Origin of the sequence: Planococcus sp. PAMC 21323 (assembly GCF_000785555.1) — a bacterium.
In the GTDB taxonomy this organism is placed as follows: domain Bacteria; phylum Bacillota; class Bacilli; order Bacillales_A; family Planococcaceae; genus Planococcus.
The window spans coordinates 1635650-1653158 of the sequence record NZ_CP009129.1; the positions used below are offsets into that span (position 1 = coordinate 1635650).

Genomic DNA, 17509 nt, shown 5'->3' on the forward strand with positions numbered 1-17509 from the left:
CCTGGGAGCTTTGAGCTTCCGGGGATTTTGTCCATTGGACAGTATTCTAGTTGATTTGGACAGTATTAGACTGGATTCGACAGTATTCAAGCTCAATCGGACAGTATTTACTCGAATCCGGACAGTATATCCAAATAATTGGAAATCCATCCTACTAATAAACAATAAAAAAGGCACTCTCTACTGAGAGCACCCTTAATTACACTGCTTGTATTACCAAATGCAAACTTCTTTTCAACAGTCGCAAAGTTTGCTCTACAAATTGTTCAAGAGAATCGGCACTAACGGATTTATTGCCATACATCATACGATAAAACGCTGCTTGGTCTTCTGAAATCGATTCGCTACTTAAAAATAAATGCAGCACTTCAATGCCCTTCTTTTTCGCCTCGGAAACCGCGTTTGCAGTGTCTACTACGCCATTCTCTGCATAATTGTAAGCAGATGGCTCTCCATCAGAAAAGACTAGTAAAAAGCGGTGTTTTTCAACTCGATGTTTTAAACGATTACTCATCCAGCGAATTGCAAAGCCGTCTCGATTGTCTTCATGTGCATCGAGAGACGCGATCGTCTGCGCATGGTCTTTATTGCGATCTTCAAATTTATGCATCCACTCGAAATAATTCGGTTGTTCGGCGTCACTTGCTTCGTAGGCATCTTCATAAAATAACACAATTTCATGTGGCACATTCAAACCTCGCAACACATCGTGAAATAAAAGAACCGCTTGTTTAGTTTCATCTAACTTATCAAGCATTGACGCTGATCCATCAATTAATAAACAAAAAACAGCATCGAGTTCTTTAGATGGCGCTGTTTTTCGGTAAAATGGCTTTGGGCGCTCTTCAATCGCAAGTGGCACTAGTTTTTTAGACAATCTTCCAGCATTCAAATTGCTGCGAATGCCCTCCTGCCTTTGAGTCATTCTTTTTTTCAATTCTTTTAATAATGCGCGAACATATGGCGCTTGTTTTCTTCGCCAGTTTTCAATCTCCAAACGGTGGTCACCTACAACTTTTAACCGCGATTCCTGATACACTACTTGGTCATTTGCCGAACCGAACTTGCCTTCTGCTTTTTTCGGCTTACTTTTCATTTGGCGATCGTCTTTATCGCTATCTTCTATATGATCACCGCTCGAATCACCTTTTGCTGTTTGTTCCACTTCACCAGCACCAGCTTCTTCTCTACCACCGTCTGCAAGTTGAGAATCCCCTTGTTCTAACTCAAATTCCATCGCAGGGGCTTCGCTAATTTCAGTTTCTCTGTGCCAAGCACCAAACCATTCTTCAATCGTTTCTATTTCTTCGGCTTCTTCGGCTTCATCTGCTTCAATACCTTCGTGGTAATGAAATGGTGGGATTTTCTCAAGTGCTTCCCCGAAAGTATAGTAAGTATGAAGTGAATCTGATTCGAGCATATACTCAGCTCGGTCCATTATCCGATTTACAACCCTTACAGAGTCCCTTGTAGACTTCGCATCAAACAACTCTGTCCAAATTAGGGATAATGCATTTGTTAGTTCCCCTACATCAACTTCGATCCCGCGTAAACGTAAATACGCGGCATTGATAAAAAGATCACTTTTAAAACCTTTTTTAAGATTTTGCTTGGATTGATCTTCGTGATATTCTGTATAAACTGTTTCTCGAGTATCAAAAGCGGCTACCGTTCCTGGTCGTAAAGATTTAATTTGTTCGGATAACCGAAATTCCTCTGCGCAAAGTAACAATTGTTCACGAAGACTCGACAATTTCGTGTTGCTTTTTTTGAAATTGCGCCATTCGGTTAAATTAAAATCACGCCAAAACCCCGCAGCCAATAAATAGATATCGGATAAATAACCGTTACGCTCTATTCGTTTCGTCCGGTGTCGCCAAAACACACTCATCGATATCGCCAATTCGGATGGTCGTAGCTCGATTAATTTACGTGTTGTTACTTTTAAATACGGCGCGTCCGCTAAAGCAGCAGCAAGTAATTCCATTTGGTGGAGCAACTTGGTATCAATAGTCTCATTATTAAATTGAATAAAGCGGTTAACTGATGCCATCATTTTCACCTACTTTTTCCAAGTATTCGCCAAATCCATGAACAAATCACGTTCACTTTCATCATCTAGTTTTTCAGCAATTGCATATTGAACAGCTCGCAGCGGATCCATATGTTGAGCTAATGCCGTCGCGTCAAGCAAGCTTCGAATAGAAGCGGCTTCTTCCGATAATAAACCGTTTTCTACTTGCTTCATTAAATCCTCTGCCAAATTCAGCATGAACGTCTTTAATTCATCAGCTGCTTCTGGAAACTCACGATTCCATAATTCAGCGAGTTGTAGCCCGGTCAAGTAAGGAATCGGGTAAGCGATAAAACGGTTTTTTAACGCTTCGTTCATAGGTGCTGTTCCGATATAGCCTTCATTAATTGCCGAAATTACACCAAAGTCTGGATGAGCCTCTATCACTTCACCCGTAAACGGATTGGTCATCATTCGACGATGATCTAATGCACTATGCAGAATCGGTAAAGTTTCTGCTTTCGCCATGTTGATTTCATCAATATATAGAAAATGCCCTTTTTTCATTGCGGTAACTACTGGACCTTCCACAAATTCGATAACACTTTGTCCGTCGCGTTGAACCAATGTTTTAAAGCCTAGTAATGCTTCCGCATCCAAGTCAACCGAACAGTTAATACTTTGCATGGGCTGCTTAAAAAGAGCTGAAATGCTTTCGGCAAGCTTAGTTTTACCAGCACCTGTTGGTCCTTTTAACAATACCGGCTTTCGTAAAACGATCGCTGATAAAATATCTTGCCATAAATGTTCATCAGGAGCAATATAACCTGTTTTACCAATGAGTTTTTCATATTCATCATGCGATCGTTTTTGTCGATTTGTTATATCTTCTTTTACCAATGACATAAATGTCCCTCTTTTCCATAGAAAAAGCCGATGTTTCCATCGACTTTTTCTCATTGTTAACGTTGTTTTATTCGAAATATGTTTTATAGAAGCCGCCAATTTTTCCTGTATTATCTACTACAAAAATAAATTCTTCGGTTTCATTTTTTACTTCGTATTTTTCACCTTCGGTTAACACGTTTGAAACTAAAAATTTAGTTGCATCTGTATGTTTGCATGTCACTGTTCTGATTGTTTCTTTATCTAACCATTCATTGTGAAGCATATTCATCACCCTTTTCTATCTGTCTATCTTTTAGTATAAGGAAGTATCCTGTTAAATTCAAATAGTGTATTTCCATAGTTATGACTCACCTATAGTTAATCGTCACTTTTCGGAAATTTCGTTGTATAAATATACCGTAACACTAAAATACTTACGATCAGAATTGATAACAAAATCATAAATCCTTGTATATGATCGAGAATAGTTTCATATGCATACGGAAAAGTTCTGCCGATATTAAAATAAATAAACATCCATACAAATCCCGCTGTATATGCAAACAGCATATAACGCATAATAGGGAATCGATTGGCCCCTAAAACGTACGGCATCGCCCAACGAATTCCTGGTAAGAAAAAACTAAAGGCAATTGCCCACTCTCCGCGTCTTTCTAAAAAGTTACTAAAGCGACTAATTGCTTGATGTAATCCTGTATTATTCAAGCGATTTAGCATACGATGCCCTAAACTTCGACCGATAAAATAAGCGAACGTATTGCTAGTAACCAATCCAGCATAAGCTGATAAAAAAGCATAATACGGATTAAAATGACTAATTTCTGTTAAAACACCTGAAACTGCAGCTGCCACTTCATTGGGGATGGGTAAACCAAATAACAGCAACCAATTAAACACAAACATGCTAAAATATCCGTATTTTTGCACCAGTTCAAGAAAAAATGAAATATCCATGGACTTCTACCGCCTTAGGCTCTTCTTACTCTAATCATGCCAAAAAAAAGGTAGTCCTGCAACGCAGGACTACCTTTTTTAAGAAATATTAAGATTCTAGCAATAAATCTTCTGGGTTTTCAATCATGTCTTTGACCATCTTCAAGAAACCAACAGAATCGCTTCCATCAATTACACGGTGATCGTAAGAAAGCGCAACATACATCATCGGACGAATTTGAACTTCATCGCCAATAGCTACAGGACGTTTTTGGATCGTATGCATTCCAAGAATACCAACCTGTGTACCATTCAAAATTGGTGTAGACATCAATGAACCAAATACGCCACCGTTCGTGATTGTAAACGAACCACCTGTCATATCTGCCATTGAAAGTTTTTTGTCACGAGCTTTAGTAGCAAGTTCACCGATTGTCGCTTCGATTTCAGCAAAGTTCTTTTTGTCCGTATCGCGAACGATCGGTACAACAAGTCCTTCTTCAGTAGAAACAGCAATTCCTACGTCATAAAACTGTTTTAGCAATACATCTGTACCATCTAATTCAGCATTAACGTATGGGTATTTTTTCAACGCTGCAGTTACTGCTTTTGTGAAGAATGACATAAAGCCAAGTTTCACATCGTTGTTTTTAAGGAATTGATCTTTTTTACGGCTACGTAATGCCATAACGTTTGTCATATCAATTTCGTTAAATGTAGTTAACATTGCAGTTGATTGCTTAACTTCAAGAAGACGCTTAGCAATTGTTTGACGACGTCTAGTCATTTTTTCACGAACAACGCGACCATTTTCTTCATCAGAAGAAGGAGCAGCAGCTTTTGGTGCTTCAGCTTTAGCAGCAGGTGCACTTGCCGCAGGTTTTGAGCCATGAGCTTCAACGTCTTGAACACGAACACGTCCCATAGGATCTACTGGCGTAATTGCTGCAAGATCGATTCCTTTTTCACGAGCTAATTTGCGCGCTGCAGGACTTGCAATTGTGCGATCAGAAGAAGACTGCTCTTCAGCCGTTTTATCTTCTGCCACTGGTGCTTGAGTAGCAGGAGTGTCTGTTTTAGCAGGTTCTTCTGCTTTTTGTGGAGCTTCTTCAGCTTTAGGAGCAGCAGCTTCGCCAGAACCTTCGCCAACGATCGCGATTACTTGTCCTACTTCAACTGTATCGCCTTCTTGTGCTAAATGTTCTTGAACAACTCCAGCTTCTTCTGAAATAACTTCAACGTTTACTTTATCTGTTTCCAGTTCAACGATGAATTCTCCCTTTTCAACTGTTTCGCCCGGCTGTTTAAGCCACTGAGCGATTGTTCCTTCTGTAATCGATTCTGCTAATTCTGGTACTTTGATCTCTGCCACAAAAAATTCCTCCTTAGATTATCCTTACAATTTAGCTAATGCTTCGTCAATAATGCGTGCTTGTTCTACTTTATGCGCTTCTCCGTCGCCTTCTGCAGGGCTTTGACGTTGGATACGACCAAAGTATTTCACTTCTTTACCGTCTCCGAGTTCACGCAAATATGGATCTGCAAATGTCCATGAACCCATATTCATTGGCTCTTCTTGTACCCAAGCCAATTCTTTAGCGTTAGGATAACGATCAACAATTGCTTTAATTTTCTCAGCTGGGAATGGATACAATTGCTCTACGCGGACAATATGTGCCCACTCATAACCTGTACCATCTTTGACTCGTTCCGCTAAGTCAATTGCCATTTTACCACTTGCAAATAAAATACGTTTTACTTTTTTCACATTTTCGCCCATATTCGGCTGTTCAATAATCGTTTGGAAATGTCCTTCTGACAAATCACCTACTGATGCACCTACTAATGGGTGACGCAGCAATGATTTTGGTGACACAATAATCAATGGACGAATAGACTCTTCTCCAAGCATTTTTGCCTGACGACGTAAAATATGGAAATAGTTTGCGGCACTCGATAGATTCGCAACTGTCCAGTTGTTTTCAGCAGCCATTTGGAGATGTCTTTCTAAACGTGCACTCGAATGCTCTGGTCCCTGACCTTCATAGCCGTGAGGCAAAAGCATAACTAAACCTGATTTTTGTCCCCATTTTGAACGTCCAGCAGAGATAAATTGGTCAAACATCATTTGAGCCATATTAGCGAAATCGCCATACTGTGCTTCCCAAATTACTAATGCTTTATCATTTTCAACATTATAACCATATTCGAAGCCTAGTACTGATGCTTCACTAAGTGGGCTGTTATAAACTACGAACGATGCTTTAGCATCTGAAATGTGATGCAATGGCACAAGTTCGTTGCCGTTCTTTTCATCATGTAAAACAAGATGACGGTGAGCAAATGTACCACGCTGTGCGTCTTGTCCAGTTAAACGAATTGGATTTCCATCTTGTAAAATTGTACCAAACGCAAGCGTTTCAGCATGAGCCCAATCAATTTTCCCTTTACCTTTGAAAGGCTCTTCACGACGTTTTAAAATTTTAGCCAGTTTGCCGAATGCAGTAAAATCGCTCGGCCATGATAATAATTCTTCGTTCATTTTAGTTAAAACATCTTGATCAATTCCCGTTGGAACTTCAGGGAAACCATTTAATACAGCTTCAGGGATTTCAAGTTTAGGGAAATCTTCTGATTTGTTTTCTTTCACGCGGTCATAAGCTTCTTGCATTTCTTTTTGAACATCTTTGTCAAGCTTTTGAACATCGTCTTCAGAAAGAACATTTTCAGCTGCTAGTTGTTTACCGTACAGCTTACGAACTGTATCATGCTGATGAATGCCATGGTACATCGTTGGATTTGTAACTAAAGGTTCATCCATTTCGTTATGACCATAACGGCGGTAACCAATCAAATCGATTAAAATGTCTTTACTAAATTTCTCGCGGTATTCAAATGCTAAACGAGCAACAGCAACTACTGCTTCAGGCTCATCTGCATTCACGTGTATAACCGGCACTTCAAATCCTTTTGCTGGATCTGAAGAATAATGTGTAGATCTTGAATCATATTGTTCGGTTGTAAATCCGATCAAGTTATTTGCAATAATGTGGATTGACCCACCAGTTTGATAGCCCTTAACACGACTAAAGTTCAAGGTTTCAGTAACGATTCCTTGTCCTGGGAAGGCAGCATCGCCGTGTACAAGAATGGCATATGATTTTTTCGCATCAATCTCAGCAATACCTGGTTTATTTGTAAGCTCTTGAGCGGCACGAGACTGCCCCGCTACGATTGGACTAACAACTTCTAAATGCGAAGGGTTATAAGCTAACTTAACGTTTGTCCCCGTTTCAGATTTATATGCTGCGCCCATATGGTATTTCACGTCTCCAAACCACCCTTTAGTGATTTGAAGCGATCCGTCTTTTGGAAGAAATGCTTCATCACCAATGTGTGCAAATCCAGCGAACATCATTTCATATGGTTTATTTAAAATATGTGTAAGCACATTTAAACGACCGCGATGCGCCATCCCGATCATAATGTCTTCCGTTCCTGCTGACTCGGACATGCGCACAAGTTCATCCATTAATACAACTAATGAATCTACACCTTCAATTGAAAAGCGTTTTTGTCCAACAAACGTACGATGTACAAATTTTTCAAAACCTTCTACACGTGTCAACAAATCAAGAACTTGTTTTTTCTTATCTGCATCAAGTTTTGGTTTTGCGATACCTGCTTCGATTTTTTCTTGTAGCCAACTGCGTTCTTGCGGTTGGATCACATGAGAAAATTCAAAGGCAACTTTATCTGTATAAAGTGATTTCAAATAATTAATAGCTTCAAGACCGTTGCTGACATTGCTTGGTGCATCTTTCAAAATTAAAGATACAGGTACTTCTTTCAAGTCTTGTTCGCTTAATCCATAAGTTGAAGGTTCCATGCGTGAGGAATCTTTAGGTTGATCTTTAAGCGGATAGATATCTGATGCTAAATGACCATGCGCACGAATCGCTTCAGCTAAATGAACGGCAGCTAACACTTTTTCGAAATTATTGGGTTCTACAGCTGGTGCAGCTGAAGTTTTTTGCTCTTTAGGCATTTCAGTCGGCGGACCGTATTGTTTAAAAAGCTCAACATATTCTGGGTCAAGTAATTCAGGTGATTCTTGATACAATTCATACATTTCCATTACGTATCCCAAGTTCGGACCAGTAATAGAGCTCCATGGGGATTTTGCATCTGGATAATTGCTAGACATTAAAAAAACCTCCAACTATTTGTTTGACGGCAGTCACTTTATTTGTATATGTCTTGCCCATTTTATCACGCTTCCGATTAGACATAAAGCAGAAGGCGTTTAGGCAATTAAAGTTTAAAATTCCCTATCAATCTTACTACTTCCCAGACGAAAATCAAAGCATTTTCGTGAAAAGATTCACATAACATCAAATAAAGCTCATTTCAGCCAATGTTCGGTCGGATTTAGTCGATATTGAGTTTTTTTTACTGTACGGAATAAAGATATGCAGTTCCTTTACCTTTACTTTTCGCCAAATATAATGCGGCATCGGCTTTTTCCACTAATTCATCAAAATCTTTTCCATGTTCAGGGTATATGGCAATTCCTGCAGAAGAAGTTGGCGTAAAATGGTGTCCGTTAATCGCCCACCCTTCTGCTAGCGATTCATTGATGCGAGAAATAACATTTTCAAAATGTTGTTGACTGTTTTCTGGAACAACTCCGCGCAACGCGACTAAAAATTCATCTCCCCCGACTCTTGCTACCAAATCATTTTTACGTAAGCTTGATTTAATTGCTTTGCCAAAATGAAAAATAAACTCATCTCCAACGTTATGTCCGAATTCATCATTGACTAACTTAAAGTCATCTCCGTCCAAATACAATAAAACAATATACTCTTTATTAGAATCAGCTTGTTCTTTTAGTTGTTGAAATTGCTGAATCATATAACGTCGATTAGGTAAATTGGTCAAACTATCGTGATATGCCATATGATGTAGTTGTTCTTCCATCTGTTTTCGTTCTGTTACATCAAAAAGAATCGATAAAAATTGATAGATTTCACCTGCCATATCGAACAAGGGTATAATCGTGACATCTACCCAGAAAAAGTCATTGTTACGTTTGACACTTTTGATATGTCCACGCCAAATTTCACCTTGTGAAATCACTTTACATATTTCATCGTGTAGTTCTGTAGACACGATAGGATCTCCTATTTTCGAAATATGTAATCCTATCAACTCTTCATGTTTATAACCTGTTAGTTCATTCAAATTATCATTCACAAATTCTATCGTACCAGAGCTATTCCAAATCGCGACAAGCGCTGCGAAATTAAGCGCATCTTTGTAGCTTTCCAGAATATTTTCGGTCTTTTTAAGCTCATTTTTTAGTAGTAACTCGCTTGTCAATTCCCTAAAAACAATATGAAACGCACGAATCATTCCGTTTTCCTTTATAGGAGAAAAGCTAACCGAAAATTTCACTTCTGAACCATCCTGCTTAGCACGCTTCATAATCATTGATGTACTTTTCGATTGTGCCGAAAAATGTTGCAATAGGTTTTTTCCTGTACCAAAAAATTCTTTATATTTTTCTGGCAAGTCGTCGTAAAAGCGTCCAATCCATTCTTCTTTGAAAACACCGAATGTGCTTTCGTAAGCCGGGTTTAGATCTAAGATCATAAATTCTGCTGAAATCATTAGCATAGGATCTACTGAGTTTTGAACTAATGATTCATAAAATAGATAATCCTCTTCGATCTTCTTTTGAATCGTCACGTTTTTTGTGATAGCGAGAACAAACTGCTGATCACCAAATTTTATTGGCGTCAATTCAGTCTCCATTGCTGTATCCAACTCACTAAACAGACTATAGTCACGGTAAGTATGGCGCTTACCAACTTTTATCGCAATCAAATATTGTTTTTTAATTTCTCTTGCCAGGGACGACGGCATACTTTCGTCCAGATTAGTTCCAACCAATTCCTTATTAAAAAGCGTAAAGCATACTGGATTTACGTAAACATAATCAAATGTATCACCATTTTTCCTCATGAAATAAACTGGATCTTTAGCGTTTTTATAAAGAAGGTCGAGCTGTTCCACAGTAAAAGGCATTAACATCTAATCCACCGCTTTCTAATTGACAAAATGACTAGAAAAAGTAGTAACTTTCTCTATAAATTTTTCATAATTCTTTTGTTCATCTAAAGTTTTAGTAGACAAAAAATTGCTGCCTTCTAAATTACTTGCCCATTTAAATTTCACCATTGAAAGATATGTAGCATTACCTGTAAGTTGGAGCTCGATGTTGTCACCATCTTTAATAACTGTACATTTCACGAGCCCACCTGGGTTATAAACAGATACTTCACCAAAAGGTACTAGGCCAGCCATACAGCTGATTAACGCTGAAGCAGTCATAGCAGTACCACAGGCATTGGTAAATCCAACACCGCGTTCATAAGTTCGAACGAATATGCCCTGTTCTACCGGTGTTACATAACTAACATTGACTCCGTCAGGAAAATACTCATTGTCCCCATTGAAATACTGAGCCCATTTTTGTTGATGATTTGTATCTTTTTGAAGTTCGTCAGGTACAATGCCAATCAAATGTGGGTTTGGAACTGTGACCGCAGAAAACGGAATCTCTTCAGAAATAAATGCTAACGGTTTTTGAATCCATTCGGTATGGTTTAGATAGTTCATCGGCAAACTATCAAGCAAAAATGAAACCGGGGAAATTTCCACAGCGTATGTTTCGATGCCTTCGTTTAAAGTCTCTACTTTTTTAACGCGTAATGATGCTTTCATCGTTTCGATTATGGCTTCTTGAACGTTATCACGCTCGCAAACATAGCGAGCAACGCAACGTAATCCATTGCCGCACATGGATGCTTCAGAACCATCATTATTGAAAACGCGCATTTTCGCATGTGCAACAGCTGAAGGTAAAATAACTAGTATACCGTCAACATCATCTAAGGCTGATAGTTGTATAGCTAATTGTGCATAATCTTCGCGTTCTTCTCCTTCAAACATATAGAACGTATTCATAGAGCCATGGACTTTTATCAATGTCATTTCCATTCCGGTCACCTCTTATAAATTAATAGCAATTATTTTGTATATGTAGCAACCAACTTAGCCATTTCAGCTGCTGTAATTGGTGCTTCGGCTTGAGTCATTGTTTCAATTAACTGATCTTTGTCTGATTGTAATAGGGCAAGTTCTTTTATAAAACGCTCTGCAGACAATTCTTCTTCTTCGACAACATGAGCGAATCCTTGTTTTTCAAATAAGTTGGCATTAAGTATTTGATCTCCACGACTTTTTTGCATCGATAGCGGGACAAGCAACATCGGCTTTTTTAATGCTAAAAATTCAAATATAGAATTCGACCCTGCACGCGACACGACAAAATCTGTCATATGCAATAAATGAGGTAATTCATGTGTGACATATTCGAATTGGCGATAATTTTCATGTACGTCCAATTCCCGAACATGATTCCCTTTGCCACATAAATGAATAATATTAAATTGTTCAAGTAATTGCTCTAAATTATTATGGATTGCGGAGTTAATCATCGCAGATCCTTGACTGCCCCCCATTACTAACAACACAGGCAGTTCTTTAGAAAACGAACATATTTCTCTTCCTTTTTCAACCGAACCTTGCATCAATTCGTTTCGAATTACTGATCCCGTGCATGTTGACTTGTCACTTGGCACATGCGCTAACGTTTCTTTAAATACAGTGAATATGTGATCAGCAAAAGGTAATGCAATTTTATTAGCTAGTCCTGGTGTAACATCCGACTCATGGATAATCACGGGAATTGACAGCATTCTGCCTGCCATTACAACTGGGACAGAGACAAATCCACCTTTAGAAAAAATGGCTACTGGCTTGGTTTTGCGAATAATGTTCATTGCTTGCATCAATCCAGCACCAACTCTAAATGGATCCGAGAAGTTTTTAGTAGAGAAATATCGTCTTAATTTACCACTTGATATTGCATGATATGGTACTGATGGAAACGAATCTCGGATAAGTTCGTTTTCAATGCCTTCTTTAGATCCGATATATTCTACATGAAATCCTAAATTCTTTAATTCTGGAATTAGCGCCTGATTTAGCGAGACATGCCCTGCCGTTCCGCCCCCGGTTAATATAATTGTTTTGTTCATCAATCGTCCTACTCTCATCTTTAAATTGGTAATGTTAGTTTTTCTTAAGAGAAAGACTAACTATGCTATACTAAAATTTATGTGTTAAATATTATTTGAAACGTTTTCTTACATAAAAGAAATAACCAATATCGCCATTTTTTTAAATGATTTTCTAAATAATGGTGCGATTAAAAATTTAACATACGGAAATTGTGGGAGGAAAGAACATATGCACGAAACACGCACCAAAAAAGAAAAAATATTATTATTAGTGAAAATTGTATTTCCAATTCTTGTTACACAAGTGGCCATGTATATGGTGACATTTTTCGATATTTATATGACTTCCCGCTACGGAACAGAAGATCTTGCTGGTGTATCAATAGGTTCCTCTTTTTGGGTTCCTGTCTACATTGGACTAGCTGGTATCCTCATGTCCATTACCCCAATTGTAGCACAATTGATGGGAGCTAAGAAAAGAGAACAAGTTACACAAGCTGTTCAACAAGGAATTTATTTATCGCTTTTACTTTCCACTATTGTATTTGCCTTTTTCTATTTTGGCATTGATTCTTTGCTATCATTAATGAACCTTGAACCGGCTGTTGCTGAGGTAGCAGGTCGTTACATAAGGGCAATGAGCATTGGGTTGATCCCGTTGTTTGCCTACACTACATTGCGTTCTTATATTGATGCATTGGGTGCAACTCGCGTTACGATGGTCATTTCCTTGTTATCAACTCCGATCAATATCTTTTTCAACTATTTATTGATTTTTGGGAAATTCGGTTTTCCAGAACTTGGAGGCGTTGGTGCCGGACTCGCTTCGGCTATCACTTATTGGTTGATTTTAGCAATTTCTGTGTGGATTATTCACACAAGAAATCCTTTCTCAGCATATGGAATCTTCCGCAAATGGCCAAAGCTATCTATTAGTCGCTGGATTGAAATTAGTCGAATTGGTGTTCCAATCGGTATTTCAATTTTTGTAGAAACAAGCATTTTCTCAGCAGTAACATTTATGTTAGCGGCTTACGGTACGTTTACCATCGCAGCTCATCAAATTGCATTAAATTTCACATCCCTACTGTATATGCTGCCACTTAGTATTTCGATGGGTGCTACAATTCTTGTTGGCTATGAAGTTGGAGCCAAGCGCTTTCGTGATGCAAGACAATATAGTTGGTTAAGTGTTAGTACTGCTGTTATATTTAGTTTCGTTTCTGCCTGTATTTTGTATTTTATGCGCGCCGAAATTGCAGCTTTGTATACATCTGATCCTGTAGTTATTGAACTTGCTGTTCAATTTTTACTTTTTGCTGCCTTGTTCCAATTATCTGATGCCGTTCAAGCCCCTGTTCAAGGTGCGCTTAGAGGATATAAAGATGTCAACATTACATTTGTTATGGCAGTCATTTCCTACTGGATCATTGGATTGCCTTGTGGTTATTGGTTAGCCAACTATACAGATTTTGGTGCATTTGGTTATTGGATTGGTTTGATTGTTGGTTTAACAGCGGGTGCTATCACGTTGTCTATCCGATTAATAAGTATTCAAAAGAAAATTGCTAGACAAACAACTAGGTAGTAAAAAAAGCAGGAAGCGAAAATTGTTAATTTTCGCTTCCTGCTTTTAATTTTATGTTTTTAACTCGAGGCTAACTTTTTATATAACGACATTAAACCCATTTTCTCAGTATCTGATAAATCCGATTCTGAAATGCGTAATAATGCTAGATCAAGTTTTTGTTGTTTAGACTTTCGAACACGCGGATGGGTCAGTTCGTCGTTCAACTCAATCAGAATCTGACTTTCTAACTCTTTTTGAGTGAGAATTTGAGCTGTTGCTGCTCTTTTTGGCCAAAGTTTTCGGTAGGATTCTATCACGGTAATTCGACCTCTTCTAACCCTTCCCCAATAACCACAATTTGGTTTTGCATTTTCATGTATTCAGGAAGCCATTGTGCCATACCATATGCAAATTGAAAAGCATGAGGATATTTATCACCTTCAAGTGGCACGTACCCTTTAACTCGGTAAACAGTATCTGGCAATGTACGCAGCCACTCTTCGAACTTCTCGCGTTGAACAGGTGCTTCAAACTGCAATACTTTGGTATTTAAATTTAATTTCGCTATAGGAGCTTTTACAACATCTTTTGTTGAAGATGTCGCTAATTTATCCAATGCTGAAAACGGAATTTTAGCATGTACGGTTTGAATAATTTGAGCCGTCGGATTTAACGACTGGATTTCATATACGACTGACCCTTGCTCACTGTCACTCAATAAATCCATTTTGTTAGCCAATATCAAGTCCGCATGGCGAATTTGTTCTAAAAATAACGAACGAATTTGTGGAGAGAGCCCGTTACGATCCATCCATCGTTTGCTATCGGCTACTGTGACAATTCCTTTAAAGTGTAATTGCTCTGCAAACAAAGGAGAAAAAATAGCATCCAAAGCTTCTACAGGATGTGCCGCTCCGGTTGTTTCGATCAATAGTACATCAAATTCTTCTTCTGCCAAAAGTGTTTGAATTTGAGCTTCTGATTTCTCAGAACCTGAACAACAAATACAGCCGTCTAGAATTTCCTTTAACGGTACTCCGTCTTCTACTGAATCAGAATCCATGTTCATTTTACCAAGTTCATTCATAAAAACAGCTGGCTTTAACCCTTTATCTTTCATTTGACTGATCATATTTTTGAGTAGCGTTGTTTTTCCGCTCCCTAAAAATCCACTAAACAAATATACATCTTTCATCATCTCACCCTTTCAATCACTGATTAAGAAAAGGCCCGCATAAGCGGACCTTTGGAATCACTCTTCAGTTTCTTCAACTTCTTCTGGTTCAGAAACTGCAATGCCTGCTTTTTCCATAGAAAGCTTTTTAGCTTCTTTTAATTGTGGATCATCATTTTTGATTTTCTCACGCAATGCATCCATTACCGCAAAAGTACTGTCTCCAGTTAATATGCCGGTTACTTCCAGTTCTTCATCTTCCTGGAACGATTTTACGGCATCGAGCATTTGCTCTTCAAAAACGCCATCGACTTCACCAACTTCGTAATCAAGTGCTTCAAGCATTTGCTCAGCCGTTTTCACTTGTTCTGAAATTGTGCCGTCTTTTAATTCAACTGTAGTATCTAAAACTGGAAGAGAGGCATAATCCGGATAACCAATTTCAACATCTGGCTCGATTCCTTTTTCATGAATCCAATTACCATCCGGCGTAAGCCATTTAGCTGTAGTAAACTTCAAATTTGAGCCATCTTGGAGATCATTGGCTGTTTGCACAGTTCCCTTACCAAAAGTCTTTTCTCCGACCAATTGAATATCAGCAGATTCACTCATCGCGCCTGCTAGGATCTCAGAAGCTGAAGCACTGCCACCGTCAATCAATAATGTAACTGGCACTTTAACTTTAGTCCCAGCGGTAGACATATAAACTTCTGGTTCTGCACCTTTTGCTTGAACTTCAAATAATGGTTTTCCTTCTTCAATGAACAAGTCAGAAATATCGAGTGCAACATCTAACAAGCCACCAGGATTTCCACGAACGTCCATAACTAGCGCTTCCATGCCTTCGTCTTCCATTTCTTTAATCGCATCTAGTAATTCTTGATACGTATTTTCGGAAAAACTTGTTACTTGAATATGCGCTACATTGTCTCCAACCATTTCAGCATAAACGGTTTCAATTGGAATTTCATCACGAACAATTTTGATATCTATTGGGTCTGCATTTTCCCCACGTTTAATCGTTAATGTAACTTCTGTACCTTTTTCACCACGTATCAGCATGACAGCTTCGGTTGTTGTAAATCCCTGAATGCTCTCATCATCTACCGCAATAATTTGGTCATTGGGTAAAATGCCTGCTTTTTCTGCTGGCGAATTTTTAATTGGCGAAACCACGGTTATAAAGCCGCCGCGCTCTTGCACTTCTGCACCAATTCCTTGGAAGCTAGAAGAGATGCCCTCTAAGAATTGCGAAGCTTCTTCTTCATTCAAGTAGTCTGAATAAGGATCATCTAATGAGTCAACCATGCCATTAATAGCGCCGTTAACTAATACATTTCTATCAACGTCTTTAAAATATTGGTCTTGTATTTTATCGTACGCTGTATACAGTTTTTCAAATTCCCGACGTTCAGGCGAATTTACTTCTACAGCTTTTTCATCACCAAATGTTAAAGCAAAAACTGTTAAACCGGCCGTTGCTATTATTAAAAGAAACACTAGCATAATAAAAGAAAATGTTTTCATCTTAATAGTGTGCGACGGTGATTCTTCTACCGGCGTAATAGGCTCTTGCTGTTCTTCCGGACGTTTCTCATCCATCTATTTCACCACTTTCATAATCGCGCTCAAAACTTGACAATATGAAAAGAAAAAGACTGTCGAGACAGTCTTTTTTTCAAATCGATACTTAAATCACACCTTAGAGCAGATACTTAGTCTTGGATTGCTGCATCCAAAGCAACAACAATCATGTCGTTGAACGTAGTTTGACGTTCTTCGGCCGTAGTTACTTCACCTGTTAGTAAATGATCACTTACAGTTAAAATAGAAAGTGCTTGGCACCCAAATTTTGCAGCTAATGTGTAAAGCGCTGAAGATTCCATCTCTAGAGCCAATACTCCGTATTGTGCCCATTTTTCATGCTCTGCGAATTCGTTATAGAATACATCTTCAGTGAAGACGTTTCCGACACGCAAGTTTAATCCTTTTTCAACACCTGCATTATACGCTTTTAATAATAAATCAAAATTAGCTGTTGGCGCGTAATTGATGCCTTTAAAAATAATTTCATTCATTTTTGAATCTGTTGATGCCGTTTGTGCCAAAATTACGTCACGCACTTTAACGTCTTTATGGATCGATCCACAAGTTCCAACACGGATTAATTTTTTTACATCGTATTCTTGCATTAATTCCGTTACATAAATAGAAATTGACGGTACACCCATTCCAGTTCCTTGAACAGAAATACGTTTACCTTTGTAAGTTCCTGTGTAACCGAACATATTACGGACTTCATTATATAACGTTACATCTTCTAAAAAAGTTTCCGCTATGTATTTAGCGCGAAGCGGATCTCCTGGTAGTAAAATCGTTTCAGCGATATCGCCTTTTTTTGCATTAATGTGAACACTCATTTATAAAACCTCACTTTTATATAGTAGATTTAATCATACTGTTTTTTTGTAGCTAGTGCAACGACTACCCTTATTCGTCTGTATAATCTCTCCATATTTCATCAAATATACTTGCTCTCATGACCGGGTGCGCTTTTTCTTCAATGTATTTTGAAAGTCTCTCAAAATTAGTTTCTGATTTCGGGAAAGAATGATCTAAGAACATCGCATCCGCAAAGCGCGAAAAGTCATCGGCCGTGAGTTTCCCACGGTATTTCAATGCAAATTGATAAAATGATCGATCCACGGTTAAACTCCTTTCGCATTTCGGGCAAAAAAAACCGGACAATTAGTCCG

15 protein-coding genes are annotated in these 17509 nt (G+C 38.4%); 1 reads left to right on the top strand and 14 read right to left on the bottom strand.

Annotation, left to right across the window (positions count from 1 at the left end):
• Positions 1–199: 199 nt before the first annotated feature.
• From PLANO_RS08260 to PLANO_RS08300, 9 genes are all read right to left on the bottom strand, one after another.
• A complete protein-coding gene (locus tag PLANO_RS08260; protein WP_038703994.1) occupies positions 200–2053 on the bottom strand; it encodes a vWA domain-containing protein in 1854 nt (617 codons plus the stop codon).
• A 9-nt stretch (positions 2054–2062) separates the two neighbouring features.
• Positions 2063–2920 carry an AAA family ATPase gene (locus PLANO_RS08265; protein WP_081976645.1) on the bottom strand — a complete coding sequence of 286 codons (858 nt, stop codon included), beginning with the start codon at positions 2918–2920 and terminating at the stop codon, positions 2063–2065.
• A gap of 67 nt (positions 2921–2987) precedes the next feature.
• On the bottom strand, positions 2988–3185 hold the full coding sequence (locus PLANO_RS08270; protein ID WP_038703995.1) for a DUF6501 family protein: 198 nt from the start codon (positions 3183–3185) through the stop codon (positions 2988–2990).
• 95 nt (positions 3186–3280) lie between these two features.
• Positions 3281–3877: a DedA family protein gene (locus PLANO_RS08275; RefSeq protein ID WP_038703996.1), complete on the bottom strand. Its 597-nt coding sequence runs from the start codon at positions 3875–3877 to the stop codon at positions 3281–3283.
• An 88-nt stretch (positions 3878–3965) separates the two neighbouring features.
• The gene (odhB, locus tag PLANO_RS08280; RefSeq protein ID WP_038703997.1) at positions 3966–5228 is read right to left on the bottom strand and encodes a 2-oxoglutarate dehydrogenase complex dihydrolipoyllysine-residue succinyltransferase; all 1263 of its coding nucleotides are present in this window, start codon (positions 5226–5228) and stop codon (positions 3966–3968) included.
• A gap of 24 nt (positions 5229–5252) precedes the next feature.
• The gene (locus tag PLANO_RS08285; RefSeq protein WP_038703998.1) at positions 5253–8063 is read right to left on the bottom strand and encodes a 2-oxoglutarate dehydrogenase E1 component; all 2811 of its coding nucleotides are present in this window, start codon (positions 8061–8063) and stop codon (positions 5253–5255) included.
• A 245-nt stretch (positions 8064–8308) separates the two neighbouring features.
• Complete coding sequence (locus PLANO_RS08290) at positions 8309–9955, bottom strand: diguanylate cyclase domain-containing protein (protein WP_038703999.1); 1647 nt, start codon at positions 9953–9955, stop codon at positions 8309–8311.
• A gap of 15 nt (positions 9956–9970) precedes the next feature.
• On the bottom strand, positions 9971–10924 hold the full coding sequence (dapF, locus tag PLANO_RS08295; RefSeq protein ID WP_038704000.1) for a diaminopimelate epimerase: 954 nt from the start codon (positions 10922–10924) through the stop codon (positions 9971–9973).
• A 29-nt stretch (positions 10925–10953) separates the two neighbouring features.
• Complete coding sequence (locus PLANO_RS08300) at positions 10954–12030, bottom strand: undecaprenyldiphospho-muramoylpentapeptide beta-N-acetylglucosaminyltransferase (protein ID WP_156108892.1); 1077 nt, start codon at positions 12028–12030, stop codon at positions 10954–10956.
• 208 nt (positions 12031–12238) lie between these two features.
• On the opposite strand from PLANO_RS08300, the gene PLANO_RS08305 reads away from it, so the two are divergent.
• Positions 12239–13597: an MATE family efflux transporter gene (locus tag PLANO_RS08305; RefSeq protein ID WP_038704002.1), complete on the top strand. Its 1359-nt coding sequence runs from the start codon at positions 12239–12241 to the stop codon at positions 13595–13597.
• A gap of 59 nt (positions 13598–13656) precedes the next feature.
• Here the strand turns inward: PLANO_RS08305 and PLANO_RS08310 are convergent, their stop codons facing one another.
• From PLANO_RS08310 to PLANO_RS08330, 5 genes are all read right to left on the bottom strand, one after another.
• On the bottom strand, positions 13657–13896 hold the full coding sequence (locus PLANO_RS08310) for a hypothetical protein (protein ID WP_038704003.1): 240 nt from the start codon (positions 13894–13896) through the stop codon (positions 13657–13659).
• A complete protein-coding gene (locus tag PLANO_RS08315; protein WP_038704004.1) occupies positions 13893–14774 on the bottom strand; it encodes a CobW family GTP-binding protein in 882 nt (293 codons plus the stop codon). The genes PLANO_RS08310 and PLANO_RS08315 overlap by 4 nt, the downstream gene beginning before the upstream one ends.
• 57 nt (positions 14775–14831) lie before the next feature.
• Positions 14832–16355, bottom strand: coding sequence for a lmo1851 family serine protease (locus tag PLANO_RS08320; protein ID WP_038704005.1), 1524 nt, complete (start codon positions 16353–16355; stop codon positions 14832–14834).
• A 113-nt stretch (positions 16356–16468) separates the two neighbouring features.
• Positions 16469–17173 (bottom strand): purine-nucleoside phosphorylase, encoded by a 705-nt coding sequence (gene deoD, locus PLANO_RS08325; protein WP_038704006.1) that lies wholly within the window; start codon positions 17171–17173, stop codon positions 16469–16471.
• Positions 17174–17243: 70 nt separating this feature from the next.
• The gene (locus PLANO_RS08330) at positions 17244–17459 is read right to left on the bottom strand and encodes a YozE family protein (RefSeq protein ID WP_038704007.1); all 216 of its coding nucleotides are present in this window, start codon (positions 17457–17459) and stop codon (positions 17244–17246) included.
• Positions 17460–17509: the final 50 nt, after the last annotated feature.